The sequence below is a fragment of the Massilia sp. R2A-15 genome, assembly GCF_030704305.1.
In the GTDB taxonomy this organism is placed as follows: Bacteria; Pseudomonadota; Gammaproteobacteria; order Burkholderiales; family Burkholderiaceae_D; genus JAFCUW01.
In genome coordinates, this window is the sequence record NZ_CP131935.1 from 843,700 (window position 1) to 867,592 (window position 23,893).

General features: G+C 65.6%; 23 protein-coding genes. 20 read left to right on the forward strand and 3 right to left on the reverse strand.

Annotation, left to right across the window (positions count from 1 at the left end):
• Positions 1-21: 21 nt before the first annotated feature.
• From Q4S45_RS03800 to Q4S45_RS03860, 13 genes are all read left to right on the forward strand, one after another.
• Positions 22-672, forward strand: a complete 651-nt coding sequence (locus Q4S45_RS03800; protein ID WP_305509293.1) for an NF038120 family PEP-CTERM protein — start codon at positions 22-24, stop codon at positions 670-672.
• A 42-nt stretch (positions 673-714) separates the two neighbouring features.
• Positions 715-3,897, forward strand: a complete 3,183-nt coding sequence (locus tag Q4S45_RS03805) for a S8 family serine peptidase (protein ID WP_305509294.1) — start codon at positions 715-717, stop codon at positions 3,895-3,897.
• Between the two features lie 307 nt (positions 3,898-4,204).
• The gene (gene gspG / locus Q4S45_RS03810; RefSeq protein WP_305509296.1) at positions 4,205-4,645 is read left to right on the forward strand and encodes a type II secretion system major pseudopilin GspG; all 441 of its coding nucleotides are present in this window, start codon (positions 4,205-4,207) and stop codon (positions 4,643-4,645) included.
• 15 nt (positions 4,646-4,660) lie between these two features.
• On the forward strand, positions 4,661-5,836 hold the full coding sequence (locus Q4S45_RS03815) for a type II secretion system F family protein (protein ID WP_305509298.1): 1,176 nt from the start codon (positions 4,661-4,663) through the stop codon (positions 5,834-5,836).
• The gene (locus Q4S45_RS03820; RefSeq protein WP_305509300.1) at positions 5,833-7,530 is read left to right on the forward strand and encodes a GspE/PulE family protein; all 1,698 of its coding nucleotides are present in this window, start codon (positions 5,833-5,835) and stop codon (positions 7,528-7,530) included. The genes Q4S45_RS03815 and Q4S45_RS03820 overlap by 4 nt, the downstream gene beginning before the upstream one ends.
• Positions 7,523-8,299 (forward strand): hypothetical protein, encoded by a 777-nt coding sequence (locus Q4S45_RS03825; RefSeq protein WP_305509306.1) that lies wholly within the window; start codon positions 7,523-7,525, stop codon positions 8,297-8,299. Before Q4S45_RS03820 ends, Q4S45_RS03825 begins: the two co-directional genes overlap by 8 nt.
• Positions 8,296-8,841 (forward strand): hypothetical protein, encoded by a 546-nt coding sequence (locus tag Q4S45_RS03830; protein WP_305509308.1) that lies wholly within the window; start codon positions 8,296-8,298, stop codon positions 8,839-8,841. Before Q4S45_RS03825 ends, Q4S45_RS03830 begins: the two co-directional genes overlap by 4 nt.
• Positions 8,838-9,404, forward strand: coding sequence for a hypothetical protein (locus Q4S45_RS03835; RefSeq protein ID WP_305509310.1), 567 nt, complete (start codon positions 8,838-8,840; stop codon positions 9,402-9,404). Before Q4S45_RS03830 ends, Q4S45_RS03835 begins: the two co-directional genes overlap by 4 nt.
• Positions 9,401-9,919 carry a hypothetical protein gene (locus Q4S45_RS03840; protein WP_305509311.1) on the forward strand — a complete coding sequence of 173 codons (519 nt, stop codon included), beginning with the start codon at positions 9,401-9,403 and terminating at the stop codon, positions 9,917-9,919. The genes Q4S45_RS03835 and Q4S45_RS03840 overlap by 4 nt, the downstream gene beginning before the upstream one ends.
• On the forward strand, positions 9,919-11,826 hold the full coding sequence (locus Q4S45_RS03845) for a secretin N-terminal domain-containing protein (protein ID WP_305509312.1): 1,908 nt from the start codon (positions 9,919-9,921) through the stop codon (positions 11,824-11,826). Before Q4S45_RS03840 ends, Q4S45_RS03845 begins: the two co-directional genes overlap by 1 nt.
• Complete coding sequence (locus Q4S45_RS03850) at positions 11,823-12,287, forward strand: type II secretion system protein (RefSeq protein ID WP_305509313.1); 465 nt, start codon at positions 11,823-11,825, stop codon at positions 12,285-12,287. The genes Q4S45_RS03845 and Q4S45_RS03850 overlap by 4 nt, the downstream gene beginning before the upstream one ends.
• Positions 12,281-12,667 carry a type II secretion system protein gene (locus Q4S45_RS03855; RefSeq protein WP_305509315.1) on the forward strand — a complete coding sequence of 129 codons (387 nt, stop codon included), beginning with the start codon at positions 12,281-12,283 and terminating at the stop codon, positions 12,665-12,667. The genes Q4S45_RS03850 and Q4S45_RS03855 overlap by 7 nt, the downstream gene beginning before the upstream one ends.
• Entirely contained in the window at positions 12,654-13,310 is a 657-nt protein-coding gene (locus Q4S45_RS03860; RefSeq protein ID WP_305509317.1) for a type II secretion system protein, read from the forward strand. The genes Q4S45_RS03855 and Q4S45_RS03860 overlap by 14 nt, the downstream gene beginning before the upstream one ends.
• A gap of 7 nt (positions 13,311-13,317) precedes the next feature.
• On the opposite strand, the gene murJ is transcribed toward Q4S45_RS03860, so the two are convergent.
• Positions 13,318-14,862 (reverse strand): murein biosynthesis integral membrane protein MurJ, encoded by a 1,545-nt coding sequence (gene murJ / locus Q4S45_RS03865; RefSeq protein WP_305509318.1) that lies wholly within the window; start codon positions 14,860-14,862, stop codon positions 13,318-13,320.
• Positions 14,863-15,101: 239 nt separating this feature from the next.
• On the opposite strand from murJ, the gene rpsT reads away from it, so the two are divergent.
• Positions 15,102-15,365, forward strand: coding sequence for a 30S ribosomal protein S20 (gene rpsT, locus Q4S45_RS03870; RefSeq protein WP_305509320.1), 264 nt, complete (start codon positions 15,102-15,104; stop codon positions 15,363-15,365).
• Positions 15,366-15,640: 275 nt separating this feature from the next.
• Positions 15,641-17,872 (forward strand): NADP-dependent isocitrate dehydrogenase, encoded by a 2,232-nt coding sequence (locus tag Q4S45_RS03875; protein WP_305509322.1) that lies wholly within the window; start codon positions 15,641-15,643, stop codon positions 17,870-17,872.
• A gap of 103 nt (positions 17,873-17,975) precedes the next feature.
• Here the strand turns inward: Q4S45_RS03875 and Q4S45_RS03880 are convergent, their stop codons facing one another.
• A complete protein-coding gene (locus tag Q4S45_RS03880) occupies positions 17,976-18,536 on the reverse strand; it encodes a pseudouridine synthase (RefSeq protein WP_305509324.1) in 561 nt (186 codons plus the stop codon).
• 124 nt (positions 18,537-18,660) lie between these two features.
• On the opposite strand from Q4S45_RS03880, the gene icd reads away from it, so the two are divergent.
• The 3 genes from icd (at position 18,661) to Q4S45_RS03895 (ending at position 20,596) form a co-directional block, all read left to right on the forward strand.
• Positions 18,661-19,914 (forward strand): NADP-dependent isocitrate dehydrogenase, encoded by a 1,254-nt coding sequence (icd, locus tag Q4S45_RS03885; protein WP_305509326.1) that lies wholly within the window; start codon positions 18,661-18,663, stop codon positions 19,912-19,914.
• Between the two features lie 126 nt (positions 19,915-20,040).
• Positions 20,041-20,352, forward strand: a complete 312-nt coding sequence (locus tag Q4S45_RS03890) for a hypothetical protein (RefSeq protein WP_305509327.1) — start codon at positions 20,041-20,043, stop codon at positions 20,350-20,352.
• Positions 20,321-20,596: a type II toxin-antitoxin system RelE/ParE family toxin gene (locus tag Q4S45_RS03895; protein WP_305509329.1), complete on the forward strand. Its 276-nt coding sequence runs from the start codon at positions 20,321-20,323 to the stop codon at positions 20,594-20,596. Before Q4S45_RS03890 ends, Q4S45_RS03895 begins: the two co-directional genes overlap by 32 nt.
• 56 nt (positions 20,597-20,652) lie before the next feature.
• Here Q4S45_RS03895 and Q4S45_RS03900 read toward each other — a convergent pair whose 3' ends face one another.
• Positions 20,653-20,856 carry a cold-shock protein gene (locus Q4S45_RS03900; protein WP_010395943.1) on the reverse strand — a complete coding sequence of 68 codons (204 nt, stop codon included), beginning with the start codon at positions 20,854-20,856 and terminating at the stop codon, positions 20,653-20,655.
• Between the two features lie 320 nt (positions 20,857-21,176).
• On the opposite strand from Q4S45_RS03900, the gene clpS reads away from it, so the two are divergent.
• Complete coding sequence (gene clpS, locus Q4S45_RS03905; protein ID WP_305509342.1) at positions 21,177-21,479, forward strand: ATP-dependent Clp protease adapter ClpS; 303 nt, start codon at positions 21,177-21,179, stop codon at positions 21,477-21,479.
• Entirely contained in the window at positions 21,476-23,776 is a 2,301-nt protein-coding gene (gene clpA, locus Q4S45_RS03910; protein ID WP_305509344.1) for an ATP-dependent Clp protease ATP-binding subunit ClpA, read from the forward strand. The genes clpS and clpA overlap by 4 nt, the downstream gene beginning before the upstream one ends.
• Positions 23,777-23,893 lie beyond the last annotated feature (117 nt).

Below are 23,893 nucleotides of genomic sequence, written 5' to 3' on the forward strand. Positions count from 1 at the left end.
TCCATCGTTGCCGCCGGCGCATTGAGCGCCTGCGCCTTCGCGCAGGCCGGCGTCCTCGATTTCGAGGCGCCTGTCGACAGCCCGTTTTTCTTTTCCGGCGGCTACGTCGAGATGGGCGACTTCTGGGTCCAGACCTACGGCGGCGCGCTGTCGAGCGACCTGGTCGGCGCGCTGGTCGACGGCAGCGATCCCGGCACCTGTTTTTCGGTGGCGTGCCCGGTCAACAACAGCTCCCACTACTTCGCCGGCCTGGACGACGGCTACTTCTACTTCGGCATGACCAACGACGCCAGCTTCAAGGTCAAGAGCCTGCAGGCCAGCTTCATCGGCGCCGGCCAGGCCAGCTTCCCGGACATCAGCGGCATGCTGGTCCTGCAAGGCTTCGACATTACCGGTCACACCGTGGGCAACGCCCTGCAGCTCGGCCTGGCGGGCCCGACCAACGGCCAGTTTAACTTTGCCACCTACAACCTTGGCACATTCAGCAACAACGACGTGTCGTTCGTGCGCGTGCTGGGCTATTCCTGCGACGCTTCGGCCAACTGCCTCCGCAACACCAATCTGGCGAACTTCGCGATCGATAACATCGTGACCGTTCCCGAGCCGACCAGCTGGGCCATGCTCGGCCTCGGCCTGGCCGGCCTGGCCTTGTCCCGCCGCCGCCGCGCCTGATTCGCCGCCGCTTCCATCCGATTACCTCATTCGAGAAGACACATGAAGCTCAACCTACGCCCAATTTCATTCGCCGTGATGTTGATGCTGGCCGGCGTCGCCGTCAGCACCACCGCCCAGGAAGTCCGCCGTCCCTACATCGTTCAACTGCAGGACCAGCCGGCCGCCAGCTACGTCGGCGGTATCGACGGGCTGCCAGCCACCCAGCCGGCGCCCGGCGCCGTGTTCGACTACCACGCAGCCGACGTTCAGAACTACGTGCGCTACCTGGGCGACCGCAAGAGCGAAGTGCTGGCCACCATCAGCGCCGCCCCGGTCATCGCCGACTACGACGTCGTGCTGAACGGCTTTGCCGTAATGCTGACCGACGATGAAGTGCTGACGCTGAAGAACAACGCTGCCGTCGCCGACATCCAAGCCGATGTGCCGCGCCACGTCGACACTGTATCGACCCCGCGATTCCTCGGCCTGACCAACGCTGGCGGCCTGTGGTCGCAATTTGCCGGCGGCTCCCTGGTCAAGGGCGAGAACATGGTCATCGGCATCATCGACGGCGGCATCTGGCCGGAAAATCCGGCCTTCGCCGACCGCACCGACGCCAACGGCAAGCCAACCTTCGACCAAGCCGGCACGCTGGCCTACACCAGCCCTCCGGCAACCTTCACCGGTTCGTGCATGGCCGGCGAAGGCTTCGATCCGCTCAAGCATTGCAACAACAAGCTGGTGGGCGCGAAGTACTTCAACGCGGGTTACCTGGCCGCCGCCTTGCCGACCAACTGGAGCGAATTCTTCTCGCCGCGCGATTCCAACGCCGGCAGCAACGGCGTCAGCCAGGGCCACGGCGGCCACGGCGACCACACCGCGTCGACCTCGGCCGGTAATGCTGGCGTCCCGGTCGTCATCGGCGGCGTGCCGATGGGCGAAGCGTCGGGCATCGCCCCGCGCGCACGCGTTGCCGCCTACAAGGTCTGCTGGACCTATGACGATCCGACCGCTGTCGACGGCACCCACGCCTCGAACAGCTGCTTCGGCTCGGACTCCGTCAAGGCGATCGATGAGGCAGTCAAGGACGGCGTGAACGTCATCAACTTCTCGATCAGCGGTTCGCAGACCTCGGTTGCCGACGCGGTCGAGCAGGCCTTCTACCGCGCCTCGCTGGCCAACGTGTTCGTCGCCGCTTCGGCCGGCAACAGCGGCCCGGCCAACGCCGTGGCCCACAACAGCCCATGGCTGACCACGGTCGCGGCATCGACCCACGACCGCAAGTTCCAGGCTGACGTCACCCTGGGCAGCGGCACCACCTATTTCGGCGCCTCCGACAACATCGTTCCGCTGCCGCAAACGGCGCTGATTCGCGCCGAAGACGCAGGCGTCGCCGGCGGCAACGCCAACCTGTGCTACAGCGACGCGGCCGCGGCCACCGCCGCCGGCCAGGCCATGCTCGATCCGGCCAAGGTCAACGGCAAGATCGTCATTTGCACGCGCGGCACCAACGCGCGCGTGGACAAGAGCCTGGCGGTGCAGAACGCCGGCGGCGTCGGCATGGTGCTGGCCGATAATGGCGCCGGCCTGGTGGCCGAGGTGCACTCGGTCCCGACCGTCCACGTCTCGGCCGCCGACGGCGCCGCGATCAAGACCTACGCGGTAGCCCAGGCCGCCGCGGCGACCAGCGCCATGAGCGCCTTCTACATCGGCACCAAGCCGGCGCCGATCATGGCCGGTTTCTCCTCGCGCGGACCGAACCAGGCTGACAGCAACATCCTCAAGCCTGACCTGACCGCGCCTGGCGTGGACATCATCGCCAGCGTCACGCCGGCGCTGACGGTCGCCCAGCACGCCCAGGTCGCCGCCGGCGCGATGGTGCCGCCGCCTGCCTACGAGTCCTACCAGGGCACCTCGATGTCGAGCCCGCACGTGGCCGGCCTCGCGCTGCTGCTGCGCCAGTTGCATCCGGACTGGTCGCCGGCGGCGGTCAAGTCGGCGCTGATGACCACCGGCTACACCACCCTGAACGACGGCGTGGCCGGCGCCTCCAACGGTCTGCTGCCATGGTCGCAGGGCGCAGGTCACGTCGACCCGAACAAGGCCGCCAATCCAGGCCTGGTGTACGACGCCGGCAAGGCCGACTATGTGTCCTACCAGTGCAAGGTGAACAGGCCCGCCGTGTCGCCAGCTTCCGATTGCACCACCTACGGCATCCTGGACGAGTCGTACAACCTGAACCTGCCGTCGATCACCGTCAGCAGCGTCCAGGGCAACGTCACCGTGCGCCGCAAGGTGACCAACGTCGGCGCCGCGAGCGCGACCTACACCGCCGCCGCATCGGTGCCGGGCTTCAGCACGGTGGTCTCCCCATCGAGCCTGACCCTCGCGCCAGGCGCCAGCGGCAGCTTCACCGTCAAGATGACGGCGACCAGTGCGCCTGCCGATGTCTGGCAGTTCGGCAGCCTGATCTGGACCAGCGGCACCACCACGGTGCGCAGCCCGATCCAGGCCAAGGTGGGCAAGCCGATCACCGCGCCGGCTGAAATGACCAGCGACAAGGTCTCGGGCAGCAAGCTGTTCGCCGTCAAGACCGGTTTCTCCGGCCGCATGGGCTTCATCAAGGGCGGGCTGAAGGACGTGACGATGGGCAGCGAAGTGTCGCTGGTCCCTGCTGCGATGGACTCGGCAGGCCTCAAGGCCGCGTGCATCGCCGGCGTCGATACGGCGTCGGTCAAGGTCTACAGCGTGAACGTTCCGGCCGGCGCGATTGTCGCCCGTTTCGCCCTGCGTCAGGTCGACGTGAGCTCGCCGATCGACGACAACGACATGGGCGTCCTGGCGCCGAACGGCACCACCTGGGGCTACTCGGGCAACAACGGCAGCAATGAGTCGGTGCAGGTGAGCGCCCCGGCTGCAGGCACCTACAAGGTCTGCGTGGTTGCGTACGGCGGCTCGCCGGTCATGACCCACAAGCTGTCCTCGTGGGTGGTCACGCCTGCCGACAACGGCGGCAAGTTCGTCGTCGCAGTGCCGGGTAAAGTGGTCGCTGGCAACAACACCACCGTCGGCATGAGCTGGTCGGGCCTGACGGCCAACCAGCGCCTTGTCGGTGGCGCGCACTTCCTCGACCTGAACAACGCGGTGCAGGCCACGACCGTGCTGCGCGTCGATACCGGCGCCGCGGGCGTCCCGCTGTCGGAATCGGATCGCGCGATTTCGGCTTCGAAGTCGCAGGACTAAGCTGGTGCAGTAGCAGGCAAGCCGCCGGCCGCATCGCAGCGTTTCGACGTTGTGCTGCGGCAGGCGGCGCCCGCGGCCGCTGCCGGGAATACCCGGTGCGGCCGCTTTTTTTCGTTTGACGCGTCCGCCATTTCGCTGTGGCGCGCACGGGTGGAAATGTCGTTCCTCCATTGAAAGAAATATTGTCGGAACGCGAGGCGGCGTGGTAGCCTTGTCGGGCTGAAGAATTGCTGTGTTCGGCTGTCATGTGCGCGCTGCGCCGGGACGGCCGCTGAATCAAAACAAAGGTCATCGAGGAGTTGGTCGGATGCATGCAGTAACGTCACAACGGCGCGCCCGGCGCTCATTTGCCGCCGGCTTCACATTGCTCGAACTGCTGGTCGTGATCGTCATCATCGGCTTGCTCGCCGCCTATGTCGGCCCCAAATACTTCTCGCAGCTTGGCAAGTCCGAAGTGACCATCGCCAGGGCCCAGATCAACGCCTTCGAGAAATCCCTCGACACCTACCGGCTCGACGTCGGCCGCTATCCGAGCACCGAGGAAGGCCTGGCCGCGCTGCTGGCCGCGCCGGCCTCCGGCGCCGGCAAATGGAACGGCCCTTACCTGAAGAAAGCCCTGCCGCTCGATCCGTGGGGCCATCCATTCCAATACCGCGCGCCGGGTCCGAAGGGCGAGTTCGAAATCCTCTCGCTGGGCCGCGACGGCCAGCCGGGCGGGGCCGGCGAAGACGCCGACATCACCAACTGACCGGACCGGCGAGCAATGCAGTTCCAGGTGCGTGCCCTGACGGCCGATTCCACGGTCGCCCAGCTCAGTGTCGATGCGCTCGACGAGGCCGACGCCCGCCGCCAGGTGGAGGCGCGCGGCCTGTTTGTCGCGTCGGTCCAGCGCCGCGCCGGCGGTCGCGCGAAGGGCGCGATCTCGCTGGTGCTGTTCAGCCAGGAGTTGCTGGCGCTGCTGTCGGCCGGCCTTGGCGTGGTCGAGGCGCTCGAGGCGCTGCTTGAGAAGGAAGCCAGCCCGGCGCTGGCCAACGTGCTCGAACGCCTGCTCGCCGGCCTGCGCGAGGGAAAACGATTCTCGAGCGTGCTGGCCGAGCAGGGCGACCGTTTTCCGCCGCTGTACATCGGCATCGTCAAGGCGGCCGAGGGCACCAGCGACCTGCCGCGCTCCCTGTCGCGCTACATCGATTACCAGCAGCGCATCGACGCGGTGCGCGCCAAGATCGTCAGCGCGGCGATCTATCCGACCATCCTGCTGCTGGTCGGCGGCGGCGTCAGCGCCTTCCTGATCACCTACGTCGTGCCGCGCTTCGCCGAGGTCTACCAGGGCGCCGGCCGCAACCTGCCGTTCATGTCGCGCCTGCTGCTGTCCTGGGGCCAGTTCGCCGCCAGCCACACCGCCGTGCTGCTGGCCGGCGTGGCCGCCGCCGCGGCGCTGGCGGCGCTTGGCGTGCGCCACATGATGGCGCGCGGCGGCGTCGGCGGCCTGCTGGCGCGCCTGCCAGGCATCGGCGAGCGCGTGCGCATCTACGAGCTCTCGCGCCTGTACCTGACGCTGGGCATGCTCACTGAAGGCGGGATCCCGATCGTGCATGCGATCGACACCGTGCAGTCGATGGTGTCGCCGTCGATGCGCACGGCGCTGCAGAACGCGCGCCTGGAAATCGAATCGGGCCAGCCCCTGTCGAAGGCGTTTGCCGACCACGCGCTGACCACGCCGATTTCGCTGCGCATGCTGCGCGTTGGCGAGCGCACCGGCGACATGGGCCCGATGCTGACCCAGTCGGCGGCGTTCTACGACGGCGAGATCAGCCGCTGGATCGACCGCTTCACGCGCACCTTCGAGCCGCTGCTGATGGCCGCGATCGGCCTGGTGGTCGGCGCCATCGTCGTGCTGCTGTACATGCCGATTTTCGACCTTGCCGGAGACATGTCTTGAACGCGCCGCTCGATCCCGCACGGCTCGATCCCGCGCTGCTGGCGCGCGCCCGCGCGCAGGCGGCCCGCACCCAGCGCTCGCTGGTCGACGAGATCGAGGCCGAGACTGGCGCCGATCCGCGCGACATCGTGCGCTCGCTCGCCGCGCCGTTCGGACTGACGGTGGCGGAGACGGCCGACATGCTGGCGTTCACGCCGGCGTTCGACCTGCTACCGTTGTCGCAGGCGCTGGCGCGCCGCTGCGTGCTTCTGCGCAGCCCGTCGCGCGAGCTGATCGGCGTGGTGGCCGACCCGTTCGACCTCGACCTGCAAACTTGGCTCGGCGCGCGCGCCCAGGCCACGCCGCGCGCGCCGCTGCAAACGCGCCTGGCGCTCGCCTCCGACATCCAGGCCTACCTCGGCAAGCACGAGGAATCGGCGCGCGCGGTCGACAGCCTGGTCACCGGCGACGCCGGCGAGCGGCGCGACGGCAAGACCACCGCGGTGCTGTCCTTCGCCTCGGTCAGCGAGGCCGCCAGTCCGGCGGTCCGGCTGGTCAATTCGACCCTGTACGACGCCCTCAAGGCCGGCGCCTCCGACATCCACCTGGAAAGCACGGCGCTCGGGCTGGCCGTCAAGTACCGCATCGACGGCGTGCTCGATCACGCCACCTCGGTCAACGGCATCGAAGTGGCCGAGCAGGTCATCTCGCGCCTGAAGGTGCTGGCTGAACTCGACATCTCCGAGCGCCGCATCCCGCAGGACGGCAGCTTCCGGGTCGAGTCGAACGGGCGCGAGATCGACCTGCGCGTGTCGATCATGCCGAGCATCCACGGCGAGGACGCGGTGATCCGTATCCTCGACAAGCGCGCCATGATCGAAGCCTACGGCGCGCTGACGCTCGAAGCGCTCGGCTTCGATGCGCCGTCGCTGGTGTCGCTGCGCAGCCTGGCGCAGGAAGCCTACGGCATGCTGCTGGTGACCGGCCCGACCGGCTCGGGCAAGACCACCACGCTGTACGCGGCGCTCACCGAGATCAACAACGGCCGCGAGAAGATCATCACCATCGAAGACCCCGTCGAATACCAGCTGCCCGGCATCCTGCAGATCCCGGTCAACGAGAAGAAGGGCCTGACCTTCGCCAAGGGCCTGCGCTCGATCCTGCGCCACGACCCGGACAAGATCATGGTCGGCGAGATCCGCGACCGCGAGACCGCCGAAATCGCCGTGCAGTCGGCGCTCACCGGCCACCTGGTGCTGACCACCGTGCACGCCAATAACGTGTTCGACGTGTTCGGCCGCTTCACCCACATGGGGATCGACCCGTACGCCTTCGTGTCGGCGCTGAACGGGATCTGGGCGCAGCGCCTGGTGCGCATGAACTGCCCGCACTGCGCGCTTGCCTACCGTCCCGACGACGCCGAGCTGGCCTCGGCCGGCCTGGCGCGCGCCGACGTGCACGACTACCTGTTCATGCAGGGCAAAGGCTGCGGCGACTGCCGCGGCACCGGCTACAAGGGGCGCCGCTCGATCGCCGAGATCCTGACCCTGAACGACGAGATCCGCGAGCTGATCGTCGACAAGCGCCCGATCCGCCAGATCAAGCAGGCGGCCTTCGACAACGGCACGCGCAGCCTGCGCCTGGCCGCGCTCGACCTGGTGCGGCGCGGCGCCACCACGCTGGCCGAAATCAAGCGGGTAACTCTTCATGCGTAGGCGCTTCGGACAGGCCTTGCGGCTGGGCGTGTCGCACGACGCGCTGGCGCTGGTGCAGACCAGCCGCTGGGGCGGGGAGGCCGTGCTGCTGGCCGAACGGCCGTACGCGGCGGCGCTGCCCGACGCCCTGGCCGCGCTGCTGGACGGCGCCGGCCGCGCCGGCTGGCCCTTGACCATCGTGCTGGCCGACGACCTGGTGCGCCTTTGGCAAGTCACGCCGCCGGCCGACAGCACGCGGCTGGCCGACCTCGAAGCGGCGGCCGCGCTGCGATTCCAGCAGCTGTACGGCGAACCCGCCGCGCCGTGGCAATTCAGCGCCGGCTGGGACGCGGCGCGCCCCTTCCTCGCGGCGGCGATGCCGCGCGCGCTGCTCGGCGCGCTGGAGCAGGGCGCCTCGGCGCACAAATTGAAAGCGGTCGAAATCGTGCCCCAGTTCCTTGGCTTGTTCAATCGCTGGCGCGGCGCGCTGCGCCCCGGCGCCTGGTTCGGCGTGCTGCATGACGGCGTGCTGACCCTGGGCGCCTGCGACCGCGGCGCGATTGCCGCGGTGCGCGCGGCCAGGGTGCCGGAAGGCGCCGGCGCGGCCTGGCTGGCCGAGCACCTCGACCGCGAGGCGCTGCGCCTGAACCTGCCCGCGCCGGCGAAGCTGCAATTGTGCGGCGACCTGCCGCCGGCCTGGATCGGCGCGCGCGCCAGCATGCTCGGCGCCGAGGCGCCGCGCGGCTGGTCGGCCGCGGCGCAACTGGCCGTCAGCGGGAGCGCCGCATGAAGCGCGTGCGCATCGACTTCGCGCCGCCGAGCCTGGCGCGCACGATCCACCGCACCGGCCCGGGCGCCTGGGCTCTCGCCGCGCTCGCGCTGGCCCTGTGCGCGGCGGCCGGCGCGGCTGGCTGGCAGATGCACCTGCGCCAGGGCGCGCTCGACGCCCAGCTGGCGGCGGTGCGCAGCCACGCCGCGCCGATCGTCGTGGCCGCGCCTGTGCAGCCGCGCGCGCCGATTCCCGAGGCGCAGGCCGCGGCGGTGAACGCCGCCGTGCTGCAATTGAATACGCCGTGGCAGGCGCTGCGCGACGCGATCGGCGCCGCGACTCCGCCTTCCATCGCCTTGCTGACGCTCGAACCGGATCCGCGCCGGCGCAGCATGCGCATCACCGCCGAGGCCAAAACCAGCGACGACATGATCGCCTACGTCGAACAGCTCAAGCGGCAGGAGCTGTTCGGCGCCGTCGCGCTGGTGCGCCATGAAATCAGCGAACTCGATCCGAACAAGCCGATCCGTTTCCAGCTCGACGCGCAGTGGAGCGCGCCATGAAGGCCGCCTCGCTGATGCTGCGCCTTCGCTTGTGGCTCGCCGCGCGCGGCCCGGTGGCCTGCGCCGGCGCGGCGCTGTGCCTGGCCGGCGCGCTGGCGCTGGCGTGGCTGCTGCCCGAGCGCGCCCTGCAAAGCCAGCGCCGCGCCGTCGCCCTGAGCCTGGCCGCGCTGCCGCCGCCCAAGCCGCTGGCGGTCGCCGTGCCCGAAAGCCCGAACGAAAACCTGGCGCTGTTCTACGGCACCCTGGGCGAGCGCCGCTACGCCGAGCAGCAGGTCAAGACCCTGTTCGGCCTCGCGTCCAAGGCCGGGCTCACGCTCAGCCAGGGCGAGTACAAGGCCGCCTACGACAAGAACGGCCGCTTCCATACCTATCAGATCAATTTGCCCGTGAAGGGCAGCTACGGCGCCATCTGGCAGTTCGGCGCGCTGGCGCTGGAGGCCATCCCGTTCGCTTCGCTCGACGAGATCAGCTTCCGCCGCGAGTCCGTCGGCGAGCCGGCGGTCGAAGCGCGCGTGCGCCTTACCCTGTACCTGGCCGACCAGCCATTGGGAGCATCGAAATGAAACCGCGCCATATTGCGCTTAGCGCCGCCTTGATCGTGGCGGCCGGATTCGCGCTGTTCGGCGACAAGACGCCGGGCAGCGTGGTGGTGGAGCCGGCCCAGCGCCGCGCTGCGGCTGCCCCTGCGCGGGTTGCCGCGGTCGCGCCGAAACAGGAAGCGGCGCCGGTCGTGATGATCATGCGGCTGGAACCGCGCGCCAGCGCGATGATGCCGCCGAACGACGCGGACATGGTATTCGGCCGAAAGGACTGGACGCCGCTGGCGCCTCCGCCGCCACCGGCGCCGCCGCCGCCGGCGCCCACCGCGCCGCCGCTGCCGTATAGCTTCGTCGGCAAGGCGCAGGAGAAGGGTGCGTGGGAAGTGTTCCTCGCGCGCGGCAACGAAACCCTGATCGTGCGTAACCAGATGGTGCTCGACGGCGTGTACCGCATCGACGCCATTGCGCCGCCGACCCTGAAAATCACCTACCTGCCTTTGAATCAGGTTCAACAGCTTAATATTGGAGTAGCCGAGTGATGTCGATCCACCTGAACCGCCTGCCGCGCCTGTTGGCCTTCGGCGCCATCGCCGTGGCGCTGGCCGGCTGCGCCGCGCAAATGGCTTACCGCGACGGCGAGAAGCTGGTGGCCGAGGACAAGATCGAAGCCGGCCTGGTGAAGTACCAGGAGGCGATCGCCGCCGATCCGGGCAACGCGCAATACAAGGCCGCCTTCCTGCGGGCGCGCGACCGCAACACCACGCGCCTGGTCGAACAGGCCGAGCGTGAGCTGGCCGACGGCCATGCCGACCTGGCGTTGCGCAGCTATCGGCGTGCGCTGTCGATCGACCCGGCCAACGAGCGCGCGCGGGCCGGCCTGCGCCAGGTCGAAGCCGATGCGCGCCACGCGGTGTTGATGGAGGAGGCGACCGCCGCGTTCGAGCGCAAGGACTATGAGCTGGCGCGCCAGAAGCTGGCCGCGATCCTGACCGAGCGCCCCGGCCACGAGCCGGCGCGCCTGCTGATGGCCCAAGTGGTCGAGAAGACCGCCGCCCCGGCCGCCGACACCGGCCTGGCCGCCGCCTTCAAGCTGCCGATCAATATCGAGTTCCGCGACGCTTCGCTCAAGCAGGTGTTCGAAGTGATCTCGCGCCGCTCCGGCCTGAACTTCCTGTTCGACAAGGACGTCAAGACCGACCAGCGCACCTCGATCTTCCTGAAGAACAGCACCGTCGAAGCGGCAGTGTACTACCTCCTGGTCAGCAACCAGCTCGAGCAGCAGGTCATGGACGGCAACACGATCCTGGTCTACCCGAATGTCGCCGGCAAGGTGAAGGAATACCAGGAGATGGCGGTCAAGACCTTCTTCCTGGCCAACGCCGATGCGAAAAACGTCGCCAACACCCTCAAGACCATCCTCAAGTCGCGCGACGTGGTGGTGGACGAAAAGCTGAACCTGGTGATTCTGCGCGACAGCCCGGAAGTGATCAAGCTGGCCACGCGCCTGGTGGCGCTGCAGGATGTCGCCGAACCGGAAGTCATGCTCGACGTCGAGATCCTCGAAATCAAGCGCAGCCGCCTGATGGACCTGGGCATCGCCTGGCCTGCCAGCGTCGGGTTCGCGCCGCTGAAGACCGATTCCGGCGGCGCCATCACCATCGACACGCTGCGCCATCTGAACGGCGCGACGATCGGCGTGTCGAACATCTCCCTCGCCGTCAACGCCAACAAGACCGACGGCGACTCCAATACGCTGGCCAATCCGCGCATCCGCGTGCGCAACCGCGAGAAGGCCAAGGTCGTCATCGGCGACAAGGTCCCCAACATCACCACCATCATCACCGCCGGCACCGGCGCCGGCTTCGCGTCCGAGTCGATCAACTACGTCGACGTCGGCCTGACCCTGAACGTCGAGCCGACCATTTACCTGAACAACGAAGTGGCGATCCGCATTTCGCTCGAGGTGTCCAACCTGGTCGACTCGATCACCACCAAGTCAGGCTCGGTCGCCTACCGCATCGGCACCCGTTCGGCCACCACCATGCTGCAGCTGAAGGACGGCGAGAACCAGGTGCTGGCGGGCCTGATCAACAACGAAGACCGCACCAGCGGCAGCAAGGTGCCCGGCGTGGGCAACCTGCCGATCCTGGGCCGCCTGTTCGGCAGCACGCGCGACTCGACCGACAAGACCGAGATCGTGCTGTCGATCACGCCTCACCTGGTGCGCAACATCCAGCGTCCGGCGGTGGGCGTGTCCGAGTTCAACGCCGGCACCGAGACCAGTTTCCGGCGCCGTCCGGAGACGGTTCCGGTCCCGGTCAAGGCATCGGCCCCCGCGCCCGCGCTGCCGGCGCCGGTCGCGCCGCAGCCGGCTCCGGCGCCGACGCCGGCACCGACGCCAGCACCAGCGCCCGCAACCACGGTCGTACCGCTGCCGGCGCAATGAAAGGCTTCACGCTGATCGAGCTGCTGGTGACGCTGGCGATCCTGGCGCTGCTCGGCACGATCGTCGCGCCGGCCGCGCAGGTCGTAACGCAGCGCCGCCAGGAGGCCGAGCTGCGCCACTCGCTGCGCGAGATCCGCGCCGGCATCGACGCGTGGAAGAAAGCCAGCGACGAAGGGCGCATCGCCAAGACGGCCGGCGCCACCGGCTACCCGCCGAAGCTGGAAAGCCTGGTGGAGGGCGCGGCAGACCAGCGCAGCCCGAAGCACGCCAAGATATTCTTCCTGCGCCGGCTGCCGCGCGACCCCTTCAACCCCGACGCGGACCTCCCGGATGCGCAAACCTGGGGCAAGCGCAGCTACGCCAGCGAGGCGGCCGATCCGCGCGAGGGCGACGATGTGTACGACGTGTATTCCACATCGGAGCGGGCCGGCCTGAACGGCATCCCGTACCGCAAATGGTGACGTCCATGCGCGCAAAAAAAGGCTTCACGCTGATCGAGCTGCTGGTGGTGCTGGGCATCGTCGCGCTGCTGCTGACGCTCGCGGTGCCGCGCTTTTTCCCCAGCATCGACTCGGCAAAAGAGACCATCCTGGCCGACAACCTGCGCAACACGCGCGCCGCGATCGACCAGTACTACAGCGATACCGGGCGCTATCCCGATTCGCTGGACCAGCTGGTCGAAAAAAAATACCTGCGCAATCTGCCGCTCGACCCGGTCGCCGACAGCACCGCCAGCTGGATCGTGGTGCCGCCGGAAGACGGCGCCAAGGGCGGCGTCTACACCATCAAGAGCGGGGCGCCCGGCAACGACCGCCACGGCAAGCCCTATGCGGACTGGTAAGCGGCCGCGCCAGGACGGCTTCACCTATATGGGGCTGATCATCCTGGTCGCCGTGATCGGCATGGTCGGCGCGGCGACGCTGAAGATCGATTCGCTGCTGCAGCGCGCGGCGAAGGAAGAGGAACTGCTCGAGATCGGCGCCGCGTTCAGCGCCGCGTTGCAAAGCTATGCGGCCGCCACGCCGCGCGGCCAGCCGACGCAGCCGCCCAGCCTGCGCGATCTGCTGAAGGACCCGCGCACGCCCGGACTGCGGCGCCACCTGCGCAAGATTTTTGTCGACCCGATGACCGGCAGGGACGAGTGGGGCGTCGCCTACCTGGGCGGCGGGACCGGCGTGGTGGCGGTGTACAGCCTGTCGCAGGCGGCGCCGTTCAAGGTCGCCAATTTCGACGCGCGCTTCGTCGGCTTCGAGAACCGCCAGCACGTGTCCGAATGGCGCTTCACGGCCGGCACGAATACCACGCCGCAGCCAGGTGAGCCGCTGGCCGAGATGCCGCATGCAGTGGTGCCGGCAGAGGCGCCAGCGCAGGCAGCGCCGCCGCCGCCACCACCGCCGCCTCCGCCTCCGCCCGAGGAAGAAAAACCGGAGGAAGAAAAACCCGAACCGGTGGCGCCGCCGCCCGACCGGCGCGGCGAGCGCTGAGGGCAGGTCAGCGCGCGCGGCGCTTGAAGTCGCGGAAGCGGAAGCCCAGCGCGAACAGCACCGCGAAGTAGGCAGCGCCGCCGGCCCCGACGATGGCGAACAGGGCTCCGGCGCGCAGCCAAGGGTGCACGCGCATGCCGGCCCAGTCGACCAGGCCCTGCCCGTACCAGCACAGCGCGCCCATCACCGTCACCGCCGCAACGAGTTTGGCGAAGAATCCGATCCAGCCGGGCTGCGCCACGAAGATCTTGCGCTTGCGCAGGCCGATGTACAGGAACAGCGAGTTCAGGCAGGCGCCCACGCCGATCGACAGCGCCAGACCCGCCACGCCCAGCAGCGGCACGAAGACGAGGTTCAGCAGCTGGGTCGCGATGATCGTGCCGGTGGCGATGCGCACCGGCGTGCGGATGTCCTGGCGTGCATAAAAGGCCGGCGCCAGGGTCTTGACCAGGATGATGCCGAGCAGGCCGGCCGCGTAGGCCATCAGCGGCATCGCCGAGCCGTGAATCGCCGCAACGCTGAATTTACCGTAGTGGAACAGGGTCGCGATCAGCGGCTCGGCCAGCACGGCCATCCCGACGGCCGCGGGCAAGGCCAGCAGGAAGGTCAGGCGCAGGCCCCAGTCGAGCAGCGAGGAGTATTCCGTGCTGTCGCCTTCGGCATTGGCCTTCGACAGGCTGGGCAGCAGCACCGTGCCCAGCGCCACGCCCAGCAGCCCGATCGGAAACTCCATCAGCCGGTCCGCGTACTGCAGGGCCGACACGCTGCCCGCCGCCAGGTGGGCGGCCCAGCTGGTGTTGATCAGCAGGCTGATCTGCGCCGCGGCCACGGCGAACACGGCCGGCCCCATGCGCTTGAGCATGCGCCGCACGCCCGGATCGTGCAGGCCGGACAGGGGATTGAACGACAGGCGCGGCAGCATGCCGATGCGCATCAGGGCCGGCACCTGGATCGCCACCTGGAGAATTCCACCGACGCACACCCCAACAACCATCGCGTACACCGGCTGCGCGAAGTAATGCACCAGGAACAGCGCTGCCAGGATCTGCGAGACGTTCAGCAGCACCGGCGCGAAGGCCGGGATCTTGAATTCGCGCCAGGTATTGAGCACGCCGCCGGCCAGGGCCGCGAACGCCATGCATATAATATAGGGGAACATGATGCGGGTCATCAGCACCGCGTCCTTGAAGGCGTCCGGCGCCAGGCCGCTGGCGATCACCGCCAGCAGGCCGGCGCTGCCGATGATGCCCGCCACGGTGACGGCCAGCGTGGACCACATCAGCGAATTGGCCACATGGTCGACCAGCGTCTTGGTGGCCTGGTCGCCCTGCTGGATTTTGTATTCGGCCAGGATCGGCACGAAGGCCTGCGAGAACGCGCCTTCCGCAAACAGCCGGCGCAGCAGGTTGGGGATGCGGTAGGCGATGATGAAGGCGTCGGTATAGGCCGAGGCGCCGAAGGCGCGCGCGAACAGGCTCTCGCGCAGCAATCCGGTGATTCGGGACAGCATGGTCATGCTGGAGATGGCGGCGAGGGATTTGAGCAAGTTCATGGCGCGAGATTATATCCCGGCAACACCGTCGCCACCGGTTTGGCCGGCATGTGTGATTTTTGAATTGCTCCGGCCGGAATAATTCGCTATAATCGAAGGCTGTACAGAATTCTGTTACGCAGACACATTTGTTTGACAGGCACTGGTTTGACAGCAAGGTTGTTCGAGCAGCATGAACTCACCGGTTTGCCAGACGCTTGTGTTTGCAAACGCAACTTGACCCCGTTTTAGGAAATTCCATGGCAAATACCGCACAAGCGCGCAAACGCGCTCGTCAAGCAGTTAAGCAGAACGCACACAACTCGTCCCAGCGTTCGACCCTGCGTACCGCAATCAAGGCAGTGCGCAAAGCGATCCAGGCTGGCGACAAGGCTGCTGCCGCGTCGATCTTCCAATCGTCGGTTTCGACCATTGACAGCATCGCTGACAAGAAAATCATCCACAAGAACAAGGCCGCTCGCCACAAGAGCCGCCTGGCAGCTGCCCTGAAAGCGCTGGCTTAATTCAGCCGCGCTGGCGCGGCCGCTTCGGCGGTGGCGCCTGGAACTGCCTGTGGTAAAAGAAACCCGCCTGACTCGGTCCGGCGGGTTTTTTCGCTTGGCGTCCGCAAACGGGCGCCGCGGCATTGAAGCGGATGCCTTAAAACCGTAGCGCCTAGTAAAATACTGGTGCATAATGTGAAACGCGCCTCTTATGTCTTATAGAAGACCTTCCGGCCCGACCCCTTAATTAGATTCACCCATCGCGGCGCCCGTTCGCGAACACCGAGGAAAATCGCATGAGCAGTGATCAGACCATCATCTACACCCTGACCGACGAGGCGCCGCTGCTGGCCACCCACGCCTTCCTGCCAGTCGTCAGCACTTTCGCCAAAGCCGCCGGCGTCACCGTCGAGAAGAGCGACATCTCGGTGGCCGCGCGCATCCTGGCCGCCTTCGCCGACCGCCTCACGCCCGAGCAGCGCGTGCCGGACGCGCTGGCCGAGCTGGGCAAGCTGACCCTTCAGCCGCAAGCCAACATCATCAAGCTGCCGAACATCAGCGCCTCGGTGTCGCAGCTGGAAGCGGCCATCAAGGAACTGCAGGGCAAGGGCTACAACATCCCCGACTACCCGGCCGATCCGAAGACCGACGAAGAAAAAGACATCAAGGCCCGCTACGGCAAGTGCATCGGCTCGGCAGTGAACCCGGTCCTGCGCGAAGGTAACTCCGACCGCCGCGCCCCGCGCGCCGTCAAGGAATACGCCCGCAAGAACCCGCACTCGATGGGCGAATGGTCGGCCGCCTCGCGCACCCACGTCTCGCACATGACCGAAGGCGATTTCTACGCCGGCGAAAAGTCGATGACCCTGAACGGCGCGCGCGACGTCAAGATGGAACTGATCACCAAGAGCGGCAAGACCGTCGTGCTCAAGCCGAAGGTCGCGCTGCAGGATGGCGAGATCATCGACTCGATGTTCATGAGCCGCAAGGCCCTGCTTGCGTTCTACGAAAAGCAGATCGACGACGCCAAGAATACCGGCGTGCTGTTCTCGCTGCACGTCAAGGCGACCATGATGAAGGTGTCGCACCCGATCGTGTTCGGCCACTGCGTGCGCATGTTCTACAAGGAAGCGTTCGAAAAGCACGGCGCGCTGTTCGACAGCCTGGGCATCAACGTCAACAACGGCATGGCCGACCTGTACAACAAGATTGAAACGCTGCCGGCCTCGCAGAAGGAAGAAATCATCCGCGACCTGCACGCCTGCCAGGAAAATCGTCCGGCGCTCGCCATGGTCGACTCGGCCAAGGGCATCACCAACTTCCATTCGCCCAACGACGTGATCGTCGACGCCTCGATGCCCGCAATGATCCGCGCCGGCGGCAAGATGTACGGCGCCGACGGCCGCCTGAAGGAAGTCAAGGCAGTCATCCCTGAGAGCACCTTCGCCCGCATTTATCAGGAAATCCTGAACTTCTGCAAATGGCACGGCGCATTCGATCCGAAAACCATGGGCACCGTGCCGAACGTCGGCCTGATGGCCCAGCAGGCCGAGGAATACGGCTCGCACGACAAGACCTTTGAAATCGCCGAAGACGGCGTGGCCAACATCACCGACCTGGCGACGGGCGAAGTGCTGCTGTCGCAAAACGTCGAGCAGGGCGACATCTGGCGCATGTGCCAGGTCAAGGACGCCCCGATCCGCGACTGGGTCAAGCTGGCCGTCACGCGCGCGCGCAACTCGGGCATGCCTGCCGTGTTCTGGCTCGACCCGTACCGTCCGCACGAGAACGAACTGATCAAGAAGGTCAAGACCTACCTGAAGGATCACGACACGAGCGGCCTGGACATCCAGATCATGTCGCAAGTGCGCGCGATGCGCTACACGCTCGAGCGCGTCATCCGCGGCCTGGACACCATCTCGGTGACCGGCAACATCCTGCGCGACTACCTGACCGACCTGTTCCCGATCATGGAACTGGGCACCAGCGCCAAGATGCTGTCGATCGTCCCGCTGATGGCCGGCGGCGGCATGTACGAAACCGGCGCGGGCGGCTCGGCGCCGAAGCACGTGCAGCAGCTGGTGGAAGAAAACCACCTGCGCTGGGATTCGCTGGGCGAGTTCCTGGCACTGGCCGTGTCCTTCGAAGACCTCGGCATCAAGACCGGCAACGCAAAGGCCAAGGTTTTGGCCAAGACGCTCGACGCGGCGACCGGCAAGCTGCTGGACAACCGCAAGTCGCCGTCGCCGAAGACCGGTGAGCTCGACAACCGCGGCAGCCAGTTCTACCTGTCGCTGTACTGGGCGCAGGAACTGGCCGCGCAGACCGACGACGCCGAACTGGCCGCGCATTTCGCGCCGCTGGCCAAGTCGCTGGCGGAAAACGAAGCGAAGATCGTGGCCGAATTGCTGGCAGTGCAGGGCAAGCCGGTCGACGTGGGCGGCTACTACAAGCTGGACGAGGCGAAAGTGACGGCCGCGATGCGTCCTAGCGCGACGTTCAACAACGCGATCGACACGCTGGCGTAACGCGGAAATGAAAATGGGGTCAGGTCCGCAGGACCAGACCCCGGACTTCGTGACGCGGCGCCGGCGTCATCTGGGGACTGGTCCTGCGGACCTGTCCCCATTTTTATTTGTGGATCGCGTTCGCGGGTACCTCGATGAAGTCGCCCGGCATCAACGGATGCGTCGCCAGCGAAAACGGCCCGATACTTGAACGCACCAGTCGCAGGGTAGGGAAGCCGACCGCCGCCGTCATGCGCCGCACCTGGCGGTTCTTGCCTTCCTCGAGCGTGATGGCGACCCAGCTGGTCGGCTTGTCGGCGCGCTCGCGGATCGGCGGATTGCGCGGCCACAGCCAGTCCGGTTCGGCAATCCGCACCGCCTTGCTTGGTTTGGTGACGAAGTCGCCCAGGTCGAGCGGCGCCTGCAGGCGCGCCAGCGCGGCCGCGTCGATGGCGCCGTCGACCTGCACCAGGTAGGTCTTCGCTTCCTTGTGGTCCGGATGCGCAATCTTGTGCTGCAGCTTGCCGTCATCGGTCAGCAGCATCAGGCCCTCGCTGTCGGCGTCGAGGCGCCCGGCAGGGTAGATGCCGGGAATCGACAGGTAATCGGCCAGCGATTCGCGGCCTTCCTGCGGCGTGAACTGGCACAGGACCTGGAATGGTTTATTGAAGAGAATCAGGGGCATGGCGTGGCGTAGAGCGGGGAAGCTAAAATCATAGCACCTCGCCAACGCCTGATGCATAATGCAAGATTCACATCTTATGTTTTATGCAGGACTGTCGCACCGCGCGTCCAATTGGGAGAGCACAATGTATCAACACATCACCGTCCCGGCCGATGGCCAGAAAATCGGCCTGAACGCGGACCTGTCGCTGGCGGTCCCGGATAATCCCATCATTCCCTTCATCGAAGGCGACGGCACCGGCATCGACATCACGCCGGTCATGATCAAGGTGGTCGACGCGGCCGTGGCCAAGGCCTACGGCGGCCGGCGCAAGATCAGCTGGATGGAAATCTACGCCGGCGAGAAGTCCACCAGCGTGTACGGCCCCGACGTGTGGCTGCCCGACGAAACGCTTGCCGCGGTCAAGGATTACATCGTGTCGATCAAGGGGCCGCTGACCACGCCGGTCGGCGGCGGCATCCGTTCGCTCAACGTGGCGCTGCGCCAGCAGCTCGACCTGTACGTCTGCCTGCGCCCGGTGCGCTACTTTACCGGCGTGCCGTCGCCGTTGAAGGAGCCGGAGAAGACCAACATGGTCATCTTCCGCGAGAATTCGGAAGACATCTACGCCGGCATCGAATACCAGCAGGGGTCCGACGGCGTGAAGAAGCTGATGGACTTCCTGGTCAAGGAAATGGGCGTGACCAAGATCCGCTTCCCCGAGACCTCGGGCCTGGGCATCAAGCCGGTCTCGATCCAGGGTACCGAGCGCCTGGTGCGGAAGGCGATCCAGTACGCGATCGACAACGACAAGCCATCGGTCACGATCGTCCACAAGGGCAACATCATGAAGTACACCGAAGGGGGCTTCCGCGACTGGGCGTACGCGCTGGCGCAGAAGGAATTCGGCGCCGAGCTGATCGATGGCGGCCCGTGGATGAAGTTCAAGAACCCGAAGACCGGCCGCGACATCGTCATCAAGGATTCGATCGCCGACGCTTTCCTGCAGCAGATCCTGCTGCGCCCGATCGAATACAGCGTGATCGCGACCCTGAACCTGAACGGCGACTACATCTCCGACGCGCTGGCGGCCCAGGTCGGCGGCATCGGCATCGCGCCTGGCGCCAACATGTCGGACTCGGTGGCCATGTTCGAAGCGACCCACGGCACCGCGCCGAAGTACGCCGGCAAGGATTACGTCAACCCGGGCTCGCTGATCCTGTCGGCCGAAATGATGCTGCGCCACATGGGCTGGACCGAAGCTGCCGACCTGATCATCTCCTCGATGCAGAAATCGATCGCCTCGAAGAAAGTCACCTACGACTTCGCCCGCCTGATGGAAGGCGCGACCCAGGTGTCGTGCTCCGGCTTCGGTGACGTGATGATCGAAAACATGTAATTTTTCGCTGCGCGCGGCAAAGGAAAAAGCCCCGACTCCTTGATGGAGACGGGGCTTTTTGCATGTTGAAGCGTGCGCGCCGTGGGCGTACTTATAATTGAAGGATGCTATTTCCGGGAGACGGAAGTGAACGATAAAGCGAATGACAGAGTGTTCGGTATCGATGAGGCGGCCCGGCATCTTTCCGGCTTGGTGAAGGCGGCATGTGAAGGGCCGGTCAGGATTGGCGACGACGGCAAGGCCGCTGTGTATCTGGTTTCCAAGCACGATTTCGATGCAATGCTCGACCATGTGGAAGAAATCACCGACGCGCTGTGGCTCGCGCGGGCGGAACTGGCCGAGCAGGGAGGCTACGTGGAGGGTGATGCTTTGGCGTTGATAGTGGGCAGGCTCGAGGAGATCGAAAATGCTGCTGTTGACGCTCAGCAAGGAGGTTGAAAAATTCCTGTTCTCGCTGGCGCCCAAGCAATTCAAACAGGTCACGGTATCGATGCTGAAACTGATGAGTGACCCGACCCCGCACGACAGCGCGGCGTTGAAGGGGGCGCGCCGCGGAGAGCGCAGGGTCGACATCGGCGAATACAGGGTGATCTACCGCGTTGAGGATGGCGTAATTCGGATCGTATTGATCGGCAAGCGAAATGATGACGAGGTATATCGTCGATATGAGCGTAAGCCCTGAAGGGCGAGACGAAAAAAAACCCCGCCAGCGGCGGGGTTTTTCACATTCGGGTTTGCTTAAGCAGCCTGGATGTTGGAAGCTTGCTTGCCTTTAGGGCCTTGCGTTACTTCGAATTGAACTTTTTGACCTTCTTTGAGGGTCTTGAAACCGTTCATGTTGATTGCGGAGAAGTGTGCGAACAGATCCTCGCCGCCGTCATCTGGAGTGATGAAGCCAAAACCTTTGGAATCATTGAACCACTTAACTGTACCTGTTGCCATAAAAAGAACTTTCAAAAATAACCAATCACACGAGCCATAAAAGCAAGAAGCTTCTTGCCCCCTCCTCAGCCTGCTCACTTCTTATCAACAAGTACATAAGTACCGTCGATAACTGCATTGTTGGCGGAATGACTATTGAAGTCAAGACCTTTTAAATTGGTATTGCTTCTTTTGCCACAGTGACATCCAAAGCAACTCTTGATTTTCCGAATCGGGTCGCCATCTGCGCATCAGGCGGAAAACGCGTAAGATGGAAAACAAATGTAAAAGCCCTGATCTTTACGCAGTGCATCACCATTGAAAGCATTAGAATAAAGCGTATGGCAACCAAGCAAGATACCGAGCAACTACTGGAACGGCAGGTCGTCAAGCCACCGCCTTTGTACCAGGTGGCCCTGTTGAACGACGACTACACGCCGATGGAGTTTGTCGTCGCCATTATCCAGGAGTACTTCAACAAGGATCGGGAAACGGCAACGCAGATCATGCTTTCGGTTCACCGCCACGGCAAGGGAGTATGTGGCGTGTTTTCCAAAGATATCGCGTGTACCAAAGTCGAGTTTGTATTAACGCATGCACGTAAGGCAGGGCATCCCCTGCAATGCGTGATGGAGGAAGTATGATTGCGCAGGAACTGGAAGTTTCCCTACACATGGCCTTTGTCGAAGCACGGCAAGCACGGCATGAATTTATTACCGTTGAGCATTTGCTGCTGGCGCTACTCGACAACCCATCCGCCGCGGAAGTCCTGCGCGCCTGTGCGGTCAACGTCGACGATCTGCGCAAGACGCTGACCAACTTTATTGGCGACAACACCCCGACCGTGCCTGGCACGGGCGAGGTCGACACTCAGCCGACGCTCGGATTCCAGCGCGTGATCCAGCGCGCGATCATGCACGTCCAGTCCGCCTCGAACGGCAAGAAGGAAGTCACCGGCGCCAACGTGCTGGTGGCCATCTTCGGCGAAAAGGATTCGCACGCGGTGTACTACCTGCACCAGCAGGGCGCCACCCGCCTGGACGTGGTCAATTTCATTTCGCACGGCGTGCGCAAGGACCAGCAGGCCGAGTCGCAAAAGACCTCCGAAGGCGTGGAAGAGGCGCAGGTCGAAGGCCAGCCGAAGGAAAGCCCGCTCGACCAGTTCACCCAGAACCTGAACAAGGCCGCGGCCGAAGGCAAGATCGACCCGCTGATCGGGCGCGAGGACGAAGTCGACCGCGTCATCCAGATCCTGTGCCGCCGCCGCAAGAACAATCCGCTGTTGGTCGGTGAGGCGGGCGTGGGCAAGACCGCGATCGCCGAGGGCCTGGCCTGGCGCATCACCCAGGAAGACGTGCCTGAAATCCTGCAGAATGCCATCGTGTATTCGCTCGACATGGGCGCGCTGCTGGCCGGCACCAAGTACCGCGGCGATTTCGAGCAGCGCCTGAAGGCGGTGCTCAAGCAGCTCAAGGAAACGCCGCACGGCATCCTGTTCATCGACGAGATCCACACCATTATCGGCGCCGGCTCGGCCTCGGGCGGCACGCTCGACGCGTCGAACCTGCTCAAACCCGCGCTCGCCAACGGCCAGCTCAAGTGCATCGGCGCGACTACCTACACCGAGTTCCGCGGCGTGTTCGAGAAGGACCACGCGCTCTCGCGCCGGTTCCAGAAGGTGGACGTCAACGAGCCGAGCGTCGAGCAGACCATCCAGATCCTGCGCGGCCTCAAGTCCCGCTTCGAAGAGCACCACGGCGTCAAGTACTCGTCGTCCGCGCTGTCCACCGCGGCCGAACTGGCGGCTCGCTTCATCAACGACCGTCACCTGCCCGACAAGGCGATCGACGTCATCGACGAGGCCGGTGCGGCGCAGCGCATCCTGCCGAAGTCGAAGCAGAAGAAAACCATCGGCAAGACCGAGATCGAGGACATCATCGCCAAGATCGCGCGGATCCCGCCGCAGACCGTCAACCAGGACGACCGCAGCAAGCTGCAGACCATCGACCGCGACCTGCGTAACGTCGTGTTCGGCCAGGACCCTGCGATCGACGCGCTGTCGTCGGCCATCAAGATGGCGCGCGCCGGCCTGGGCAAGACCGACAAGCCGATCGGCTCCTTCCTGTTCTCCGGTCCGACCGGCGTCGGCAAGACCGAGGTGGCCAAGCAGCTTGCCTTCATCCTCGGCATCGAGCTGATTCGCTTCGACATGTCCGAGTACATGGAGCGCCACGCCGTGTCGCGCCTGATCGGTGCGCCGCCGGGCTACGTCGGTTTCGACCAGGGCGGCCTGCTGACCGAAGCGATCACCAAGAAGCCGCACGCGGTGCTGCTGCTGGACGAGATTGAAAAAGCCCACCCGGACATTTTCAACATCCTGCTGCAGGTGATGGACCACGGCACGCTGACCGACAACAACGGGCGCAAGGCCGACTTCCGCAACGTGATCATCATCATGACCACCAACGCGGGCGCCGAAAGCCTGACCAAGCGCTCGATGGGCTTCACCGAGTCGAAGGCGGCCGGCGACGAAATGGCCGACATCAAGCGCATGTTCACGCCGGAGTTCCGCAACCGTATCGACGCGACCATCAGCTTCCGTGCGCTGGACGAAGAAATCATCCTGCGCGTGGTCGACAAGTTCCTGATGCAGCTCGAAGAACAGCTGCACGAGAAGAAGGTCGAAGCCATCTTCACCGAGAAGCTGCGCAAGTTCCTCGCGAAGAAAGGATTCGATCCTCAGATGGGCGCCCGTCCGATGGCGCGCCTGATCCAGGACATGATCCGCAAGGCGCTGGCCGACGAACTGCTGTTCGGCCGCCTGGTCAACGGCGGACGCGTGACGGTCGACCTCGACGACAAGGACACGGTCTTCCTCGAGTTCCCGGAGAGCGACGCCTTGCCGCCGCCCGCGCCGGCCGAGACGGTCGAAATCGAGTAAGCGCCTCGCGCCCATCGGAAACCCGCCGCACGCAAGTGCCGCGGGTTTTTTTACGGGGTTGGGGTCAGGTCCTGCGCGACCTGACCCCGTTTTTGTCGCCGCCCGCTGAGTCATTGC